15 protein-coding genes are annotated in these 17,645 nt (G+C 67.2%); 11 read left to right on the top strand and 4 right to left on the bottom strand.

Annotation, left to right across the window (positions count from 1 at the left end; translation table 11 throughout):
* Positions 1-63 precede the first annotated feature (63 nt).
* From ABY44_RS26155 to ABY44_RS26115, 9 genes are all read left to right on the top strand, one after another.
* Positions 64-1,062 (top strand): LysR substrate-binding domain-containing protein, encoded by a 999-nt coding sequence (locus ABY44_RS26155; protein ID WP_027791302.1) that lies wholly within the window; start codon positions 64-66, stop codon positions 1,060-1,062.
* A 727-nt stretch (positions 1,063-1,789) separates the two neighbouring features.
* Positions 1,790-2,200 (top strand): hypothetical protein, encoded by a 411-nt coding sequence (locus ABY44_RS26150; protein WP_027791301.1) that lies wholly within the window; start codon positions 1,790-1,792, stop codon positions 2,198-2,200.
* A gap of 63 nt (positions 2,201-2,263) precedes the next feature.
* A complete protein-coding gene (locus tag ABY44_RS26145) occupies positions 2,264-3,061 on the top strand; it encodes a hypothetical protein (RefSeq protein WP_060172570.1) in 798 nt (265 codons plus the stop codon).
* Between the two features lie 105 nt (positions 3,062-3,166).
* The gene (gene pgaA, locus ABY44_RS26140; RefSeq protein WP_060172569.1) at positions 3,167-5,521 is read left to right on the top strand and encodes a poly-beta-1,6 N-acetyl-D-glucosamine export porin PgaA; all 2,355 of its coding nucleotides are present in this window, start codon (positions 3,167-3,169) and stop codon (positions 5,519-5,521) included.
* Between the two features lie 15 nt (positions 5,522-5,536).
* Entirely contained in the window at positions 5,537-7,627 is a 2,091-nt protein-coding gene (gene pgaB, locus ABY44_RS26135; protein ID WP_060085085.1) for a poly-beta-1,6-N-acetyl-D-glucosamine N-deacetylase PgaB, read from the top strand.
* The gene (gene pgaC / locus ABY44_RS26130) at positions 7,624-8,895 is read left to right on the top strand and encodes a poly-beta-1,6-N-acetyl-D-glucosamine synthase (RefSeq protein ID WP_060172567.1); all 1,272 of its coding nucleotides are present in this window, start codon (positions 7,624-7,626) and stop codon (positions 8,893-8,895) included. The genes pgaB and pgaC overlap by 4 nt, the downstream gene beginning before the upstream one ends.
* Positions 8,873-9,361 carry a hypothetical protein gene (locus tag ABY44_RS26125; RefSeq protein ID WP_027791296.1) on the top strand — a complete coding sequence of 163 codons (489 nt, stop codon included), beginning with the start codon at positions 8,873-8,875 and terminating at the stop codon, positions 9,359-9,361. The genes pgaC and ABY44_RS26125 overlap by 23 nt, the downstream gene beginning before the upstream one ends.
* Before the next feature lie 127 nt (positions 9,362-9,488).
* A complete protein-coding gene (gene glmS / locus ABY44_RS26120; RefSeq protein WP_060172565.1) occupies positions 9,489-11,312 on the top strand; it encodes a glutamine--fructose-6-phosphate transaminase (isomerizing) in 1,824 nt (607 codons plus the stop codon).
* The gene (locus tag ABY44_RS26115) at positions 11,309-12,574 is read left to right on the top strand and encodes a hypothetical protein (RefSeq protein ID WP_060172563.1); all 1,266 of its coding nucleotides are present in this window, start codon (positions 11,309-11,311) and stop codon (positions 12,572-12,574) included. Before glmS ends, ABY44_RS26115 begins: the two co-directional genes overlap by 4 nt.
* A gap of 46 nt (positions 12,575-12,620) precedes the next feature.
* Here ABY44_RS26115 and ABY44_RS26110 read toward each other — a convergent pair whose 3' ends face one another.
* Positions 12,621-12,776 carry a hypothetical protein gene (locus tag ABY44_RS26110; RefSeq protein ID WP_155637429.1) on the bottom strand — a complete coding sequence of 52 codons (156 nt, stop codon included), beginning with the start codon at positions 12,774-12,776 and terminating at the stop codon, positions 12,621-12,623.
* A gap of 303 nt (positions 12,777-13,079) precedes the next feature.
* Between ABY44_RS26110 and ABY44_RS26105 the strand changes: the two genes are divergently transcribed.
* The gene (locus tag ABY44_RS26105; RefSeq protein WP_027791293.1) at positions 13,080-13,916 is read left to right on the top strand and encodes a c-type cytochrome; all 837 of its coding nucleotides are present in this window, start codon (positions 13,080-13,082) and stop codon (positions 13,914-13,916) included.
* 29 nt (positions 13,917-13,945) lie between these two features.
* A complete protein-coding gene (locus tag ABY44_RS26100) occupies positions 13,946-14,428 on the top strand; it encodes a GNAT family N-acetyltransferase (RefSeq protein WP_060172561.1) in 483 nt (160 codons plus the stop codon).
* An 87-nt stretch (positions 14,429-14,515) separates the two neighbouring features.
* Here ABY44_RS26100 and ABY44_RS26095 read toward each other — a convergent pair whose 3' ends face one another.
* Genes ABY44_RS26095 through ABY44_RS26085 form a run of 3 tightly spaced genes read right to left on the bottom strand, consistent with a single transcriptional unit; the run spans position 14,516 to position 17,519 of the window.
* Positions 14,516-15,781 (bottom strand): Zn-dependent hydrolase, encoded by a 1,266-nt coding sequence (locus tag ABY44_RS26095; RefSeq protein WP_060172559.1) that lies wholly within the window; start codon positions 15,779-15,781, stop codon positions 14,516-14,518.
* Entirely contained in the window at positions 15,774-16,298 is a 525-nt protein-coding gene (locus tag ABY44_RS26090) for an L-2-amino-thiazoline-4-carboxylic acid hydrolase (RefSeq protein ID WP_060172557.1), read from the bottom strand. Before ABY44_RS26090 ends, ABY44_RS26095 begins: the two co-directional genes overlap by 8 nt.
* Positions 16,299-16,352: 54 nt before the next feature.
* Positions 16,353-17,519 (bottom strand): branched-chain amino acid ABC transporter substrate-binding protein, encoded by a 1,167-nt coding sequence (locus tag ABY44_RS26085; protein ID WP_060172555.1) that lies wholly within the window; start codon positions 17,517-17,519, stop codon positions 16,353-16,355.
* Between the last annotated feature and the right edge of the window lie 126 nt (positions 17,520-17,645).

The raw sequence follows: 17,645 nt of genomic DNA, 5'->3' as shown, positions 1-17,645 counted from the left end.
AAAAATTGGTGCAGCACGGGGTGCCGCCCTTCAGGCGCCCGACTATAAAAAGCGAAGATCGAAATGGAAGCAAAGTGGCTGGAAGATTTCCTGAGCCTTGCGGATACCAAGAGTTTTTCCCGGGCCGCACGTCACCGGCACCTCACGCAGTCGGCATTCAGCAGACGAATTGCCGCACTCGAAACCTGGATGGACGCGAAGCTGGTCGACCGGAGCATCAACCCGATCACGCTGACGCCGGCCGGCCAGATGTTCCGCGGGCTCGCCGCTGACATCCTGCGCAGCATGTATGCGGCGCGCAATCTCGTGAACGGCTACGACCAGTTCGCGGCCAGCGATCAGGTCGTGCGTTTCGCGGTCGCCCATACGCTCGTCTTCACGCTGTTTCCCGAATGGCTCAAGCAGCTCAACGGCGAAGTCGGCCACGTGACCGCGCGCGTGAACGCGGTGAACGTGCCGGAAGGCGTGCAGCAGCTCGTCGAAGGTGAATGCGACCTGCTGCTCGGCTATCACCATCCGCAGTTGCCGATCGTGCTCGACCCGAACCACTTCCCGTTCGTCAGCCTCGGCGTCGAACGGATCCTGCCCGTATCGACGCCCGATGCGCGCGGCAAGCCCGTGTTCCAGCTGCCGGGCACACCCGACGCACCGCTGCCGCTGCTCGCGTATTCGTCGGGTGCGTTCCTCGGCAACATCGTCGAGATGCTGCTGCTGAACGCAACCGAGCCGTACGTGGTGCACCGGTGCTTCGAGACGCACATGTCCGAGGCGTTGAAGGGCATGGTCGTGGCCGGGCACGGGATCGGCTGGCTGCCGGAAAGCTGCGTCGCGAAGGAACTCGCGGAAGGCACGCTCGTATGCGCGGGTTCCGGCGACTGGATCACCGAACTCGAAATCCGCCTGTATCGGTCGGCCCGCAAGCGCGGGCTCGCGGCCGAGCAACTGTGGACGTACATCATGAACCGGCCGCGCGCAGCGGTCGAAGGTGCCGTCGGCGCAGACGAACAGGCATCCGCGCCGGCGACGCGCATCGCGCGGCGCAGCGCGGGCGCCGGCCGCTGATCTTCGCGATTGTGTTTGCGTTCGCGTTCGCGTCGTGTCCGGCGACGACGCGAACGCAACCGCGAATTTCAGCCATGCGGTGTGCACCTGCATCCGCGTCGCTTCCCGGCGAACGCGACCCGCTTTTCCGACAGCAAACCGCGATCCCGACGTCGCCTGAAAAATAACGCGCCAGACCGGCAATCGTTATCAGTGGAATCGCAAACGTTTGCAATTCACGGCTTGATTTTTTTACATCCGACACGATACCCGGATATATTCCGTCTTATTATCAGGACAGAAATAACCTGTTACAGAACAAATTAAAAGTTTCGATTCACCCGTAACAATCTAAAATACCAGCAACGTCACACTGCCCTGTTATTTCGCTCGACCTGTACCCGAATCGACCTCGATTCGCCGCAAACACAGTCGCAAATATTCCTTTTATCAGTCGTTATTTTTCGGCACGAATGCCGATACGACAGACGTGATTCAATGCGTGCGGGATCATCGCTACCGAATAGCAATATTCATATTCGGCAATATCGACTTTCTTCAGTATTAAGAGAGTCATGCAAATCCGCCCTTATCCTATGTAAATAGGATATTTCACCGCCGTCCCATTCGGGCCACACGCGATTGTTGGTTCGTAATCCATCGTGTATCAATAGCGTGTCGCAAAAAGAACGCTGGCAAATTTGACTCGGAATAAATACTCGTCATTGATTCCGGAACGGAGGTTGCAATGCCTTCCTCGATTCGACAGCACGCTCGCCCCTTCCTGAGCGCCGCCCTCTCCGCGCTCTGCATGAATGCAACGGCCCAGACGCCTGCGTCGGGTCCCGGCGACGGACGCTACGTGATCTCGTATATCTGCGGCGACGCGCGGATCGACGGCACGGCGCCGCTGCCTCCCGACGGCCGGCCATACAACCTGGGCGTGTCGTTTGCTTCGGCCAGCACCGGGCAGCCGCTTGCGAATGTGCAGGTGCGCCTGCGGCGCCATGGGCGCGTGCTCGTCGAATTCAACGCGTCGGGGTCGCGCTGCCTGTTCAGCGTGCCCGACGCAAGTTACCGGGTGGAAGGGACGTACCAGGGCGCCACCCAGTTCGCGATCGTGGAAACGGGGGCACTCTCCACGCAGTTGCGATGGTAAGTCCCGCCTGACCCCGCCCCGATCACGCCATTCACCGCCGCGCATCGAATCAAGGAGCATTGCATGCCTCCTGCCGAACGACCGGACCGCTCGCCCGCCCCCCAGCCGAAACCCTCCTGGGGCCCGGGAAAAAACGCAGCACTCAGCTTCGTCGCGTTCGCCACGATCTTCGGCATCTTCGCGTATGCCGAGCGAGACACGACAGTCGGCCACCCGAGCGTGGCGCACGACATCTCCAGCGCAATCGGAACCGCGGTCGGGAAGTATCGCAACGCGATCGTGACCCTGGCCTCCCGCGCGAGCGCATCGTCCGGCACATCCGTCGCGCCCGTGCCGGAGTCGACACGCGCGCAGGCCGTACCACCCGCGCCGCCATGGCAGGCAGCGTCGGCGTCGGCTGCACCCGAGGTATCGACCGTGCCGCCCGTCACGCTCGCGGTCGCACCGGAAACCGCGCCGCACCCCGCTTCCCGCGCCGTCGCGACGCACCGGCGGCCGTCGCACGCGCCACCCGTGACACTCGCGGCCGGTACGCAGCCGGCAACCGCCTCCGGTCGCGCCGCCACGCGGCACGGCGCCACGCATCGGCCGCCGCATGCGGACACGCTGGCAGGCACGGACAAGCGGATGAACTTCGCGCCCAAACCCCGGGCGTACGGCACCGACCCCGCGCGCATGCAGACGGCGAGCGTCACGCACGCGGAACTGGAAAGCGCGCGTGCGCTGGCGAAGGCGCGCTCGTGCGCGGTGATCGACGAATGGAACTGTGTCGAGCAAAACGCGAGCCGGGCGCTCGCGATCGACCCGACGAACAGCGAATCGCGTGCCTTGCTCGGCCAGGCGATCCGTAACCGGCTGTGAGCCGGCGCCGCATTGCCGGGCACTCGCAGCCCGGCCGCGCGACACGCGACGACGTGCCTCGTCACGCGTGTCACCGATGTGATCGTTTCGAAAGGAGGACACCTCGTGGCCAACAATCATCAACAATCCTGCACGGCCGTCGCTCCGTCCAACCGGCGGATCCTCCTGCATGCGCCACTGGTATTGCTGCTCGTCGCGTCCGGCCCCTGCTTCTCCGCCGAAGGCGATACGGAGTCGGGCCGCATCAGTGAAATCGCCGGGTCCGCCGGCGCACCGGACCGGAGGCCGCCCGACGTGTCGGCACAGGGTTCGCCCGCGCCGGATGTGCAACCGCCGAATGCGCGGACGCTGATCGCGCAGGCATCGAGTGCGCAGATGCCCGACACGTCGACGCCTGCCGCTTCTCAACCCGGTTCGCAGCCCGGTCCGCAAACGCCGGGGGCGCCGACGTCGAGCCCATCGACACCGGGCATGCCGGCGCCGAACGCGCAGGCCCCCGGCGCGCAGCCGCCAGCCTCCCAGGTACCCGAAGCCCAGGCGCCGAACGCGCAGATACCCGACCTCCGCACCGCCGATCCGGCCACGGTCCGCAATGACGTGTTCGGTCTCGCATCGAGCGGCGGCGCGGTCAAGGCGCTGGAGGAAGCGAAAGCGCGCCCCGACGTGTTCTCCGCGGTCGATCTCGCGCGGCTCGAGGAACTGTCGATCCGCCAGCAGGTGCGCGGCGGACGCGACAAGTCGCGCTCGATGACGAGCCCCGACCGCTTCGACGGGATCGACAACGCGCTCGCCGCCGCGAACGACCTCGACAAGCGGATGCCGTCCACGCCCGAGTATTCGCCGGTCAGGACGGCGCTCGCCGGCGACCGGACGGTAGCGCTGGCGGCACGCGGCGAGATGAAGCAGGCCGTCGCGACGTTCGAGACGATCCCGCCGGACGCGGAGATCTCGATCGACGCACTGGCGGCCGTCGGCGACGCGTACCTGTACCTGAGCGAACCGGGCAAGGCCAACGCGGTATACCAGCGCGCGCTGAAGCAGGCGACCGCGCCGCAGGCCGACATCGCGACGCGCGGCTTCCAGTACGGCGCACGCACGCGCCCGATCGAATTGCGCGAGGGGCTGTTCTGGTCGTACGTCGACCAGGGACGCGCGGCCGATGCGAACCTGGCGCTCGAGGACATGGGCAAATCGCTGCCGCCGGCCAAGGACGTGCGCACCTGGGGGCCGGAAAACGACGACTACCTGCGCTACTACCGGCTGCGCGCGCAATACCTGATCTACACGGGCCGGGTGGACGAAGGAATCGCCTCGCTGGAAAAACTCGAGAAGGAAGTGCCGTTCAACGCGGAAGTCCGCGCCGCGCATGCCGACGCGGTCTCGGGCCAGTCGCACCCGCGCCAGGCGATCGCGATGTATCGCGCGTCGCTGACCGACCACCCGGACAGCGTCGAGATGCTCGCGGGGCTCGGCCGCGCATCGCTGACGGCAGACGATTACGCGAGCGCGAGGAACGTCGACCAGACCCTCGGCAACACGTTCCCGGACAGCGGCGCCGTGCGCGGGTTCAAGCGCGACTACAAGGCGTACCGCAGCCCCGTGTTCACGACCGACCTGAGCTTCGAGCACGGCAACAGCGCACTGGCCGACAACAGCTTCACGTCGGACAGCTATGTGTATTCGCAACCGTTCGGCGACAACTGGCGGGTCTTCTCGCATACGTTCTTCGGCCATGCCCAAACCGACGGCGGCAACGTCAGCCGCACGCGCACGGGCGTCGGCGGCGACTACCGGCACGGCCCCCTCACCGTGCTGGGCGAAGTCACGCGCTCGTTCGGCGCGGACGGCCGAACCGGCGGCCGCGGGTCGATCGCGTACGCGCTGAACGACTACTGGACGGTCGGCGCCGGGCTCGACACCAACGACAACTCGCTGCCGTGGAAGGCGTATGCCGCGCACATCTGGGGCCGGTCCGCGAACGTCTCGGTCGTGTATCGCCAGAGCGACCGCCGCGAAGTCAAGCTGAGCTACGGCGTGAGCCGCTACAGCGATTCGAACCTGCACCAGGAGATTTCCGCGACCGCCACGCAGCGCGTGTACACGTCCGCCACCCAGCTCGTCAACGTATCGCTGGACCTCGGCACCGACAGCAACACGCGCCAGGACGCCCCCTACTTCAACCCGGGCCGCGACTATGCGGCCGCGGCGACCGTCATGCACCAGCTGACGCTGTGGAAGAAGGGCGACATGTCGCTGCAGCAGCGCCTGTCGGCGTCAGGCGGTGTTTACAACGAGCGCGGCTTCGGCACGAGCCCGCTGTGGACCGCGCGCCTCGAGCACGCGTGGACGTTCAAGCACGACATCACGCTGACCTACGGCGTCGAAATCAGCAGTCATGCGTACGACGGCCAGCGCGAGCGCTCCGAAACCGGCTTCCTGTCGGTCAACCTGCCGTTCTAGCAAGGAGATCGGACAATGCAATCCAGACGGACCTTCATGTGCGGATGCCTCGGTACGTTTGCGGCCTGTTCGTTGTTCCCCGGCGTGTCGAACGCCAGGATGATCGACCTGCTGCCGCCGTCCGATCCGGTCGACGGCAAGACGTTCCGCGTGATCTGCATGCATGACGTGCGCGACAACCTGCTTGCGACGTTCTCGTCGTCGACGATGGTCGATCCGTACGCGGTCGATACCGGCACGCTGACGGCCATCTTCTCGTGGCTGCAGACCAACAACTACCACACCGTGACGGTCAGGCAGATCGAAGCGTCACGACACGGCGGCAAGCCGCTGCCGCCGCGCGCGGTGCTGCTCACGTTCGACGACGGCTACAGCAGCCACTACACGAAAGTCCTGCCGCTGCTCGAGCGCTTCAAGTATCCGGCCGTGATGGGCATCGTCACCGCCTGGATCGACGCGCCGCTGGATACGCCGATCAAGATCAGCGACAAGATCCAGATGCCGCGCGACTACTTCATGACGTGGGACCAGGTGAAGAAGGTCGGCCAGTCGGAATTCGTCGAGCTCGGGTGCCACACGCACAACCTTCATCACGGCGCGGTCGCGAATCCGCAAGGCAACGAACTGCCGGCGACCACGTCGCACCTCTACCTGCAGGACCAGAAACGCTATGAAACCGACGCCGAATTCGAAGCGCGCGTGCACGACGACCTGCAGACATGCGTGCGGCAGATCCGCGAACGCACCGGCATCGTCGCACGCTCGATGGTCTGGCCATACGGCGCGGAAAACCAGCCCGTGCGCAAGATCTCGACGTCGCTCGGCATGGACATCCAGTTCAGCCTCGATGCCGGCCCGAATACGCCGGACGTGCCGCTCGACCGGTTGCGGCGGATCCTGATGATGTACGACGTCGACATCGGCGGGTTCGAGCGGTCGATGCGCGAGCCGGCCTCCAACCGCGGCGACGTCGACATTCCCGAGCGCGTCGTGCAGGTCGATCTCGACCAGGTCTACGATCCCGATCCGGCGCGCCAGGAAGCGAATCTCGGCAAGCTGATCGAGCGCATCTACCGGATGCAGCCGAAATCGGTGTACCTGCAGGCATACGCCGACCCGAAGGGCACGGGTGTCGCGGAATCGCTGTATTTCCCGAACCGGCACCTGCCGATGCGCGGCGACCTGTTCTCGCGCGCCGCCTGGCAGCTCAGCACGCGCTCGAACGTGCAGGTGTATGCGTGGATGCCGGTGCTTGCGTTCCGGCCGCGGGCGGACAAGCATCGCGGCCTGGAAGCCGTCAGCGCATACGGCGGCGCGCCGGCGCGCGAGAACGGCTCGCGCGTGTACCGCCTGAGCCCGTTCGACCCCGAAGCGCGGCTGTTTATCGAGCAGATCTACGAGGATCTCGGCAAGTACGCATCGTTCAGCGGCATCCTGTTCAGCGACGACGCCGTGCTCGACGATTACGAAGACGCCGGCCGGCACGCGCTGAGCACGTATGCGCAATGGGGCCTGCCGGCCGACATCGGCAAGATCCGCGCGACACCCGACCTGATGAAGCGCTGGACGCGGCAGAAAAGCCGCTACCTGATCGACCTGACACGCCAGCTGGAACAGATCGTGCTCGCGAACCAGAACGCGGGCGACGTGCTGACGGCGCGCAACATCTTCGCGCTGCCGGTGCTGAAGCCGGAATCGGAAGCGTGGTTCGCGCAGAACTACGACGATTTCCTCGCCACCTACGACTTCGTCGCGCTGATGGCGATGCCGTACATGGAACAGGCGCAGGACCCCGAGCGCTGGATGGACCAGCTCGTCGACGCCGTCCGCGCGAAACAGCTCGGCACCAGGCGCACCGTGTTCGAACTGCAGTCGTACGACTGGCACGCGCGCAAGGACATCGGCGGCACCGCGCTGCTCGCGCAGATGCGGCGCCTGCGCAGCAAGGGCGCGGTGAACTTCGGCTACTACCCGGACAACTTCCTGAACAACCAGCCGGATCTCGACACGATGCGCGACGTGATGTCGCTGAAGTCGCGCCTCGATCCGACCTCGATCAACGCGCTGATGCAGATGCAGAAAACACAGGGGACGAAGACGCCATGACCAGCCACAGCATCATCCAGCGCCTGCAGGATTTCGTCTTCTACTACCCGTTCTTCATGTCGTACCTGTGGATGATCGGCGGCGTCGTCCATTACTTCCTCCTCGAGGAAGGGCGCGTGCTGTCGACGCGCACGATCGCGGCGAGCGGGATCCCGAAGATCTCGATCGTCGTGCCGTGCTTCAACGAGGCGGCGAACGCGCAGAGCGTGATCCGGCACCTGAACGCGATGGACTACCCGAACTACGACATCATCGCGGTCAACGACGGCAGCCAGGATCGCACCGGCGAGATCCTCAACGAGCTGGCCGTCGAGATCCCGCGGCTGCTCGTGATCCATCACGCGCGCAACGAAGGCAAGGCGGTCGGGCTCACGACCGCGGCCGCGATGTCGAACGCGGAATACCTGCTGTGCATCGACGGCGATTCGCTGCTCGCGCACGATGCGATCGGCTGGATGCTCGAGCACTTCCTGACCGACCCGGGCGTCGGCGCCGTGACGGGCAACCCGCGCATCCGCACGCGCACCTCGCTGCTCGGCCGCATGCAGGTCGGCGAATTCTCGTCGATCGTCGGGCTGATCAAGCGCACGCAGCAGGTGTACGGCCGCATCTTCACGGTGTCCGGCGTCGTCACGATGTTCCGCAAGACCGCGCTCGCCGACGTCGGCTACTGGAGCGCGGACATGCTGACCGAGGACATCGACATCAGCTGGAAGCTGCAATGCCGCGACTGGCGCGTCGTATACGAGCCGCACGCGCTCAGCTGGATCCTGATGCCCGAGACGCTGATGGGGCTCTACCGGCAGCGGCTGCGCTGGTCGAAAGGCGGCATCCAGGTGCTGCTGAAATATGCGGGCACGCTCGCGCGGCCGACGCAGATGATGATGTGGCCGCTGTTCGCCGAGTACCTGATCGGCATCGCGTGGGCCTATTCGATGTCGTTCATCCTGCTGCTCGCGCTGGTGGACGTCGTCTATCCGCTGCCGCTGAGCTGGCACGTATCGGTCGTGCCGCACTGGCACGGGATGTTGCTGGTTGCGACCTGCATCCTGCAACTGATCATCGGCAGCATGATCGATCGTCAGTATGACGAAAAACTCCTGATGTACTTCCTGGACACCATCTGGTACCCCGTTGCTTTCTGGCTGATCAGCATGATCACCACCGTCGTCGCCCTGCCGGCCGTCGTGCTGCGGGGCCGCGGCAAGCGGGCCGTGTGGGTCAGCCCCGACCGAGGCATTCAACATGAAGAACGCGCCGATTATTGACCTCTCCCTGCGCACGCCGCGCGAAATGATCACCGAACGCGGCCGCGTCGCCGGGCTCGCGCAGGTCGTCTGGTTCCGTCTCGTGCGGCCCGCGCTGGTGGGCGCCGTATGGGCGTCGATCTGCATCTATACGTATCGCTACCTGCTGCCGTTCAACCCGGCCGAGATGCCGATCGAACAGATGGTGTTCTACGCGACCAGCATCGCGATCATCGCGGGCGCCATCGTCATGTGGCTGATCGCCGGGCGCGTCGTGCATCCGCTGGCCTTCCGGTTGCGCGTGTCGAAGATGCTGCGGCGTTCGGCCAGCGCAAAGGTGCGCTCGGTGCCGCCGACCGTACTGGCCAGCGCCCGTCGGCGCGGCGCGCGCCGCACGACGCGCATTCTCGTCGCGTCGCACGACGCGAACGGCTCGATTTCAGGCATCGAATGGGTCGCCCACGCGGGGCCGCCGCCCCGCGAGTAGGTCAGCGGAGCCGCGCCGCCGCGCACGGGGCCGCATCGGTGCCGCGCGGCGCCACTCCTGAAGCCGCACTGCCGCGCTGTGCCGGCAGGCCGGCAACCTTTTGCAGTTTTTGCAGACGAGGTGAATCATGTGCGGAATCGTCGGAGCAAGCGGCCTGAACAATCAGGTGCCGCAACTGGTCAATGCGCTGAGCCGGCTCGAGTATCGCGGCTACGATTCGTGCGGCATCGCCGTGCAGGACGACGGCCGCCTGCGCAGCGAGCGCACGCTGCGGCGCGTGACCGACCTGCAGGCCCGCGTGCTGACGCTGGGCCTCGAGGCGCAGACCTGCATCGCGCATACGCGCTGGGCGACACACGGCGCACCGTCGGAAATGAACGCGCATCCGATCATGTCCGGCGACACGATCGCGGTCGTGCACAACGGCATCATCGAGAACCACGACGCGCTGCGCGTTGAGCTGCGCGAGCGCGGCTACACGTTTCGCGGCCAGACCGATACCGAGGTGATCGCGCACCTGATCCACAGCCTCTATCGCGACGACCTGTTCGACGCGGTCGTGCGCGCGGTGAAGCGGCTGCACGGCGCGTACGCGATCGCCGTGCTGTGCGCGCGCGAGCCGCAGCGCCTCGTCGCCGCACGCGCGGGCTCGCCGCTCGTGATCGGCATCGGGGCCGAACAGAACTACCTCGCGTCGGATTGCGCGGCGCTTGGCGACCTGACCGACCGCTTCGTTTACCTGGAGGACGGCGACGTCGCGCTGATCACGCCGGACCGCATCGCCGTGGTCGACTCGGGCGGGCACGACGCCCAGCGCCCGCTGTGCCAGGTGAAGGCACGCGAAGGCGACGCCGCGCTCGGCCCGTACCAGCACTTCATGCAGAAGGAGATCTTCGAGCAGCCGAAGGCGATCGACAACACGCTCGACGGCATCGACACGATCTCGCCGGCGCTGTTCGACGCGACCGACGCCGCGCGCGCGCGACTGTCGAGAGTCAGGAGCGTGCTGCTGCTCGGCTGCGGCACCAGCTACTACGCGGGCCTGACCGCGAAATACTGGCTCGAGTCGATCGCGGGCGTGCCCGCCCAGGTCGAGATCGCCAGCGAATTCCGCTACCGCGACACGGTGGCCGATCCGCGCACGCTCGTCGTCGGCATCTCGCAATCGGGCGAAACCGCCGACACGATCGGCGCGATCGAACGGGCACGCGACATGGGCCAGGAACTGTCGATGGCGATCTGCAACGTGGCGACCAGCACGATCGCACGCAACGCGCCGCTGCGGTTCCTGACACGGGCCGGCATCGAGCTCGGCGTCGCGTCGACCAAGGCGTTCACGACGCAGCTCGTCGCGCTGTTCGTGCTGACGCTGACGCTCGCGCAGCTGCGCGGCCGGCTCGACGCGGCGCAGGTCGCGCTGCACCTGAAGCAGTTGCGTGCGCTGCCCGAACGCATCGGCCACGCGCTCGCGCTCGAAACGCAGATCATGGGCTGGGCCGCGAAGTTCGCGCGTACCGAAAACGCGCTGTTCCTCGGGCGCGGCATTCATTTTCCGATCGCGCTGGAAGGCGCACTGAAGCTCAAGGAGGTGTCGTACATCCACGCCGAAGGCTACGCGGCCGGCGAACTGAAGCACGGCCCGCTCGCGCTCGTCACGAGCGCGATGCCGGTCGTCACGATCGCGCCGGACGACCGCCTGTTCCAGAAGCTGAAGTCGAACATGGCCGAGGTGCGCGCGCGCGGCGGGCGACTCTACGTGCTGGCGGGCAGCGCACTCGAGATCGACGCAGACCGCGACACGCACCTGATCCGCGTGCGCGAATCGAGCGACCTGCTGTCGCCGATCGTCAACGTGATCCCGCTGCAACTGCTTGCGTATCACGTCGGCTGCGCGCGCGGCGCCGACGTCGACAAGCCGCGCAACCTCGCGAAATCGGTGACCGTCGAATGAGGTGGCGAGCGCGCCCGACGCAGGCGGTCGCGCGGTGCGTCGCGGCCGCGCTGTGCGGCGCATGCGGCATCGTCACGGCGCCGCCGGCCTTCGCCGCCACGCCGGCCGTGCATACGGTCACCGTGCCGGCCGCCCCGTCCCCCCACCCGGCCGCCGATCCGCGCAGCTTCATGCACGGCATCGGCGTGGCCGACGCCGGCAACGGCAAGCGCTGGGTGTTCTTCAGCAGCTCGGGCATCGTGCCGCGCGGCGCGATGCGCAACGGCAACTGGCCGCATGACGTGTACGTCGGCGAATGGCTGCCCGGCGCGGCGCACCTGCTGCACGTCCATACGTTCATCAGCCGCCCCGAGGCGCAGGAACCCGTGTCGATCGCGCAGAACGCGCGCGGCGACATCTTCGTGACGTTCGAGGACGGCTGGAACGCGCCGCAGGAAGTCAGCCAGCGCTACGGCGTGTACCGCCGCGACCTGAAGCCGGTCAAGCCCTACCCGAACGACGTCGAATCGGGCGGCCACTCGGGGCACGTCGCCACGGCTGCCGACCGCTTCGTCGTGTTCTATTCCGCCGACTGGATCGACGGCGGCGGCGTCGACAACCTCGGCAGCGGCAACGGCGTTTACGTGAAGACCTATGACGCGGCCGGGCGCGTGCTGAACCACGTCGCGGTCGCGCCGCACCGCCGCGAGTGGTGGCCCGTGGTCGCGGGCTCGCCGCATGCCGCGCTGCTCGTGTGGCAGAAGTTCATCGAAGGCAGCACGGACGCGACGCTCGAATACGCGATGTTCGACCCGGTCACCGCGAAGCTGGACAAGCTGGGGACGCTGAACGACGCGATCCAGTACTACGTTTACGCGTCGGCGTATGTGCCGGAGATCGACCGCTTCATCGTCGTCACGACGACGGCGGACGATCGCGGCATCGCGATGCTGATCGCGCCGGACGGCCGCCGCACGGCGACGCTCGACTGCCTGCCGGCGTCGGTGCGCGAATCCGGCATCGGGGTGTCCGGCACGCATGCGTACGTGCCGATCCGCGACGGGCGGCTGCTGACGCTGGCACTCGGGCCGGCGGAGATCGCGGTCGGTGGTGTGCAGCGTTCCCCAATTCCGTGGGGCATGACGGGCATCGCCGGTTTCCCGGCGCGCGGCAGCGCGATGCATTTCGTGTCGCTGACGCCGTCGGGCACGCGCGAAGCCGATTTCGAACCGGCGCATGACACGCCGATGCCGAAACGCGAAGCGCCTTGCTCGAGTCATTGAAGCGACATCGCGCCGGTGTCGCGCGGCTCATGCCGGATGGGTGCGGTCAGTCCGCGTTTTCGCGCTCCAATCCGAACCGCGCCATGCAATGCCACACCCATTTGGCCGTCTGATAGTCGAGTGTGCCGTCGCGCGCGCGGCCGAGCACGGCCGGCGTCACGATGCGGTCGACAGCGATGCGTTCGATCGCGCCGGCGGCCACGATCGTCGGATATGGGCAAGCGCCCGCTCTGCCGGGGAGTCCATGCGTGTTGTCCGGTCTCGTTGAATGCCGCCGGGTCGCGCGGCGCCGACGGTATCCTCGCGCCCGCGGCCCGGCGTCGGTTGCGGCTGGCCGCACCCGGTGCGTCACGATGCACGATACACCGTCGCGCGGAACCGGTCACCCGTCCCGCGCCGCAGTCGCCAGCGCCGCGCGTACCGGATAGACTGTCGCCCGATTCCTTCCATCGGCAGCGGCGCCCCGCCTCTTGCCGCCGCCGGAACGCCCCTTCCCGGAGAACGAATGCTGAAGCGCCAGTGGTTTTCGCTCGTGCTGCTGACGGTTTGCCTGCTCGGACAACGCGCGTCGGCCCAGTCCACGCTCGAACTCGACACCGACGGCACGGCCCGCACCCTCACCCGGCAGACGCTGCTTGCACGCCCCGACGCGACGGACATCCGTGTGCCGCGCGACATCGCGTACGGCCGGCCGATGACGTTCCGCGCGGTGCCGTTCGCCGCACTGCTCGGCGACACGCCGCTGCCCGCCGACGGCGTGCTCGAAACGCGCGCCGCCGACGGTTTCGCCGCGCAACTGCCGCTGGATCTCGTGCGCCGCCGTGCGCCGGCCGGCGCCGTTCCGTGGCTCGCGATCGAGGACCCGGCCCATCCATGGCCGAAGCTGCCCGGCAAGCAGGTCAGTGCGGGGCCGTTTTATCTGGTGTGGCTCGGGCCGGACGCCGCGTCGGTGCGCGGCGAGCAGTGGCCGTACCAGATCGTGCGCGTCACGATCGAATCGTCGCCGCTCGCGCGCTGGCCGTCGCTTGCCGTGGATGCCGCGTTGCCCGCCGACGATCCGGCCCGCGCGGGGCAGCACCTGTTCGTCACGCAATGCCTCGCGTGCCACCGGCTCGACGGCGCGGGCAGCAGCCATGCCGGCCCCGACCTGAACACGCCGATGAACCCGGTCGACTACTTCCAGCCGGCCGCGCTGCGCCGCTACATCCGCAACCCGGCATCGGTGCGCGACTGGCCGGGCCGCGTCATGCCGGCGTTTCCGCCCGACCAGCTGAGCGACCGGGAACTCGAACAGATCGTCGCGTATCTCGCGTATATGGCGCGGCGCAAGGCCGCTCGATAACGCGCGGCCCGATTGCACGAGGAACGTTGATGACTTCAGGCGACACGCTGTTCACCATCGCATCGATCGACGCCGCGCAGACGCACCCGCTCCGGGCAGCGATCCTGCTGAACGGCGACCTGAACGCCTGCGAACTGGCTGGCGACCATGCGCCGACGACGCTGCATGTCGGCGTGCGCGACGACCGGTCGAACATCGTGGCGGTCGCCTCGCTCTGCGAGGAGCCGCGCGATGACGATCCGGCACGGCCCGCGTGGCGGCTTCGCGGAATGGCCGTTCATCCTGCCGTGCGTGGCCTGGGCTTCGGGCGCGTGCTGGTGCAGGTTTGCGTGCGGCATGCGCAAGCGAACGGGGCCGCGCTCGTGTGGTGTACGGCACGCGAAGTGGCGTACCGGTTCTATGAAAAGCTCGGGTTTGCGGCCGATGGTGCCTTGGTCACGATGCCGGGGCGCACCGATACTGCGTTTTACGTGATGCGTCGATACATCGATCGGCATTCGCCGGCGGCCTGACGCGAATTTCGCGTTCGCGGCGCCAGGCCGAAACCGGCGTGGCCCGGCGCACACCCTGCCGCCGGGCCGCTGCCGTCACGCTCGGGCTCAGGCCTCTTGCGCGCTCCGCAACACCGCACGCAACAGCACATCCGCCCCCGCCGCCGCCCACTCGGGCGTAATCGCTTCGGCCTCGTTGTGGCTCAACCCGTCGACGCACGGCACGAAGATCATCCCGGTCGGCGCAACGCGCGCGACATAACACGCGTCATGACCCGCGCCGGACACGATGTCCATGTGCGACAGCCCGAGCGCCCGTGCCGCGTCACGCACCGCGTCGATGCAGCGCGGCGCGAACGGGATCGGCGCATACGTGAAAATCTGCTCGATCTGCGCACCGAGGCCCGTTTCATCGGCCACACGCGCAAGTTCGGCACGCAGCGCCGCGTCCAGTTCGTCGAGCACCGCATCGTCCGGATGACGAAACTCGACCGTGAAGAAGCAACCGCCCGGCACCGTGTTGCGCGAGTTCGGCCGCGCCTCGATCATCCCGACCGTCGCGCGTGCGTCCGGCGCGTAACGGCGGCCGAGCACCTCGATGAACGAGATCATCCGCGCGGCGCCGACCAGCGCATCGCGGCGGACCTCCATCGGCGTCGTGCCCGCGTGCGCGTCGACGCCGGTGAGCGTCACTTCGTACCAGCGCTGCCCCTGCCCGCCCGTCACGACGCCGATCGTCTTGCCCGCCCGTTCGAGAATCGGGCCCTGCTCGATATGCAGTTCATACGCCGCGTGCACCGGATAGCCGCCGACGGGCTCGGCGCCCGCGTAGCCGATCCGCGCCAGTTCCTCGCCGATCGTCCTGCCCGCGCCGTCGGTGCGCGACAGCCCGTATTCGAGCGTATAGACCCCCGAGAACACACCGGCCGATACCATCGCCGGCGCAAAACGCGAGCCTTCCTCGTTGGTCCAGATCACGACGTCGATCGGGCGCTCGGTCTCGACGCCCGCGTCGTTCAGCGCGCGCACGACCTCGAGCCCGCCGAGCACGCCGTAGATGCCGTCGTAGCGGCCGCCCGTCGGCTGCGAATCGGCGTGCGAGCCCGTCATGACCGGCGCGGCGTCGGGATTGCGCCCCGGGCGGCGTGCGAACACGTTGCCCATCCGGTCCACGCGCACCGTGCAGCCGGCGTCCTGCGCCCATTGCACGAACAGGTCGCGCGACTCGCGATCGAGGTCGGTCAGCGCAAGACGGCAGACGCCACCCTTCGGCGTCGCGCCGATCTGCGCCATCCGCTCGAGCGACGCCCACAGGCGATCGCCGTCGACGCGCGGCGCGCTCGCGTTATCCACGCTGCCGTGATCGTCACGCATCGCCGTTCTCCGGCGCGGATTGCAGTGCGTAACGGAAATCGCAGCGCTTGCCGCCCTGCATGATCGTGCTCGTGCGCGTGAGCGCGATGTCCGGCGCATAACCCTGGATGAAATGGCTGTCGCGCGCGCAGCTCAGCAGATGCCCGATCTCGCCGAGCCCCATCGCGTGATACATCTCCGCGTAGCTGCAGCGATGCACGTCGTAGTCGTAGTGCACATCGTCCGCGCGCCGCACCTCGACGTCGAGCGCATCGTCCTTCTCCCACAGCACCTGCAGCGCGATGAACGACTTCACGCTCGTGCCGCCCGGCTCCTGTGCGGCGAACGTGCGGCCGGCCGCGACGGCCGCGCCGCGCACGGCTTCCGCGATCACGGCCTGCGCGCGCTCGGCGCCGAACTCGCGCTTCATGATCTCGTAGATCGGCTTGATGATTTCCGCTTCGATGCGGCGCCGCGCGAGGATCCCGAGGCGCGTGTCCTCGGGTGCGGCGGCGGATGTCTGGGTCGCTTCGGTCATGGGGATCGTCCGGGTCGTTTTATCGATGTGTCGCGCTGTGTCGCGCCGTGTTGTTTACTTGGTCGCGGTGCGCGAGCCGCCGAGCACGTCGACGACGGTCCACTTGCCGCCGCGCACCTGGTAGATCGTGAAGGCCGGGTCCTTCAGGTTGCCTTCGCCGTCGAACGCGATCCGCCCCGTCACGCCGGGCCGGTCGATCGCACGCACCGCCGCGACCAGCTTCGCCGGCTGCGTCGTGCCGGCCTTCTGCGCGGCCGCGATCAGCGTGGCCGCCGCGTCGTACGCGAACGGCGCATGCAGTTCGATCGGCGCACGGAAGCGCGCCTGATATTGCGTGTCGAATGCCTTGCCGCCCGGCATCCGGTCGAGCGGCAGGCCCGGTTCGAGCGCCGTCACGCCGTCGCCGTCCTTGCCCGCGAGCGACAGGAAGGTCTGGCTCACGAAGCCGCCCGCGCCGAGCAGCGGCGCGTTCACGCCAAGCTGGTGCATCCTGCGCGCGATCGGCGCGGCTTGTGCATCGAGGCCGCCGAAGAACACGAGATCCGCGCGCTTGCCCTTGATCGCGGTCAGCACGCCGCTGAAATCGGTCGTCTTGTCGTTCACGTACTGGCGATCGACGATCGCCCCGCCGTTCGCCTGCACGCCCTTGATGAACTGGTCGGCGAGCCCCGCGCCGAACGACGTGCGATCGTCGATCACCGCGATACGCTTCGCCTTCAGCGTCTTCACCGCATACGCGCCCGTGAAGTTGCCGCCCGCATCGTCGTGACCCATGATGCGGAACGCCGTCGCATAACCCTGCTGCGTGTATTGATGGCCGGTGGACGCCGGCGCGATCTGCGGGATGCCCGCGTCGCGGTAGACGCGCGATGCCGGCACGCTGCAGCCCGTGTTCCAGTGGCCGACGACGCCGATCACGTGCTGGTCGACGAGCTGCTGCGCGACCGCGACGGCCGTGCGCGGATCCGATTGATCGTCGGCCGCGACGAGCTTGTAGACGACCGGCTTGCCGCCGATGGTCGGATGCTTCGCGTTCGCATCGTCGATCGCGAGTTGCGCGCCGTTCTGCAGGTCCTTGCCGATCCGCGCGGACGGGCCGGTGAGCGGCGCGGCGAGACCGATCAGGACCGTCTGCGGCGCGGATTGCGCGAAGGCGGGAACCGAGGCGACCAGAGCGGCCGCCGAGAATGCGAGGCTGGCGTGGAGGAAAGCGATTTTCATGTGCGGGGATCGGTGGATCAAATCAAAACATGAAAAATATTAAATATTGAGCACCCAAACCCCAAATATCCAATTGTTGGATGCTTATACCGTTGGCGACACATTAACCTATATCACTGTAAATGC

It is taken from the genome of Burkholderia sp. ZZQ-2, assembly GCF_050768715.1.
Taxonomy (GTDB): domain Bacteria; phylum Pseudomonadota; class Gammaproteobacteria; order Burkholderiales; family Burkholderiaceae; genus Burkholderia; species Burkholderia cepacia.
The sequence above is the reverse complement of the archived record's forward strand: the minus strand, read 5'-3'. Positions and strand labels throughout refer to the sequence as shown.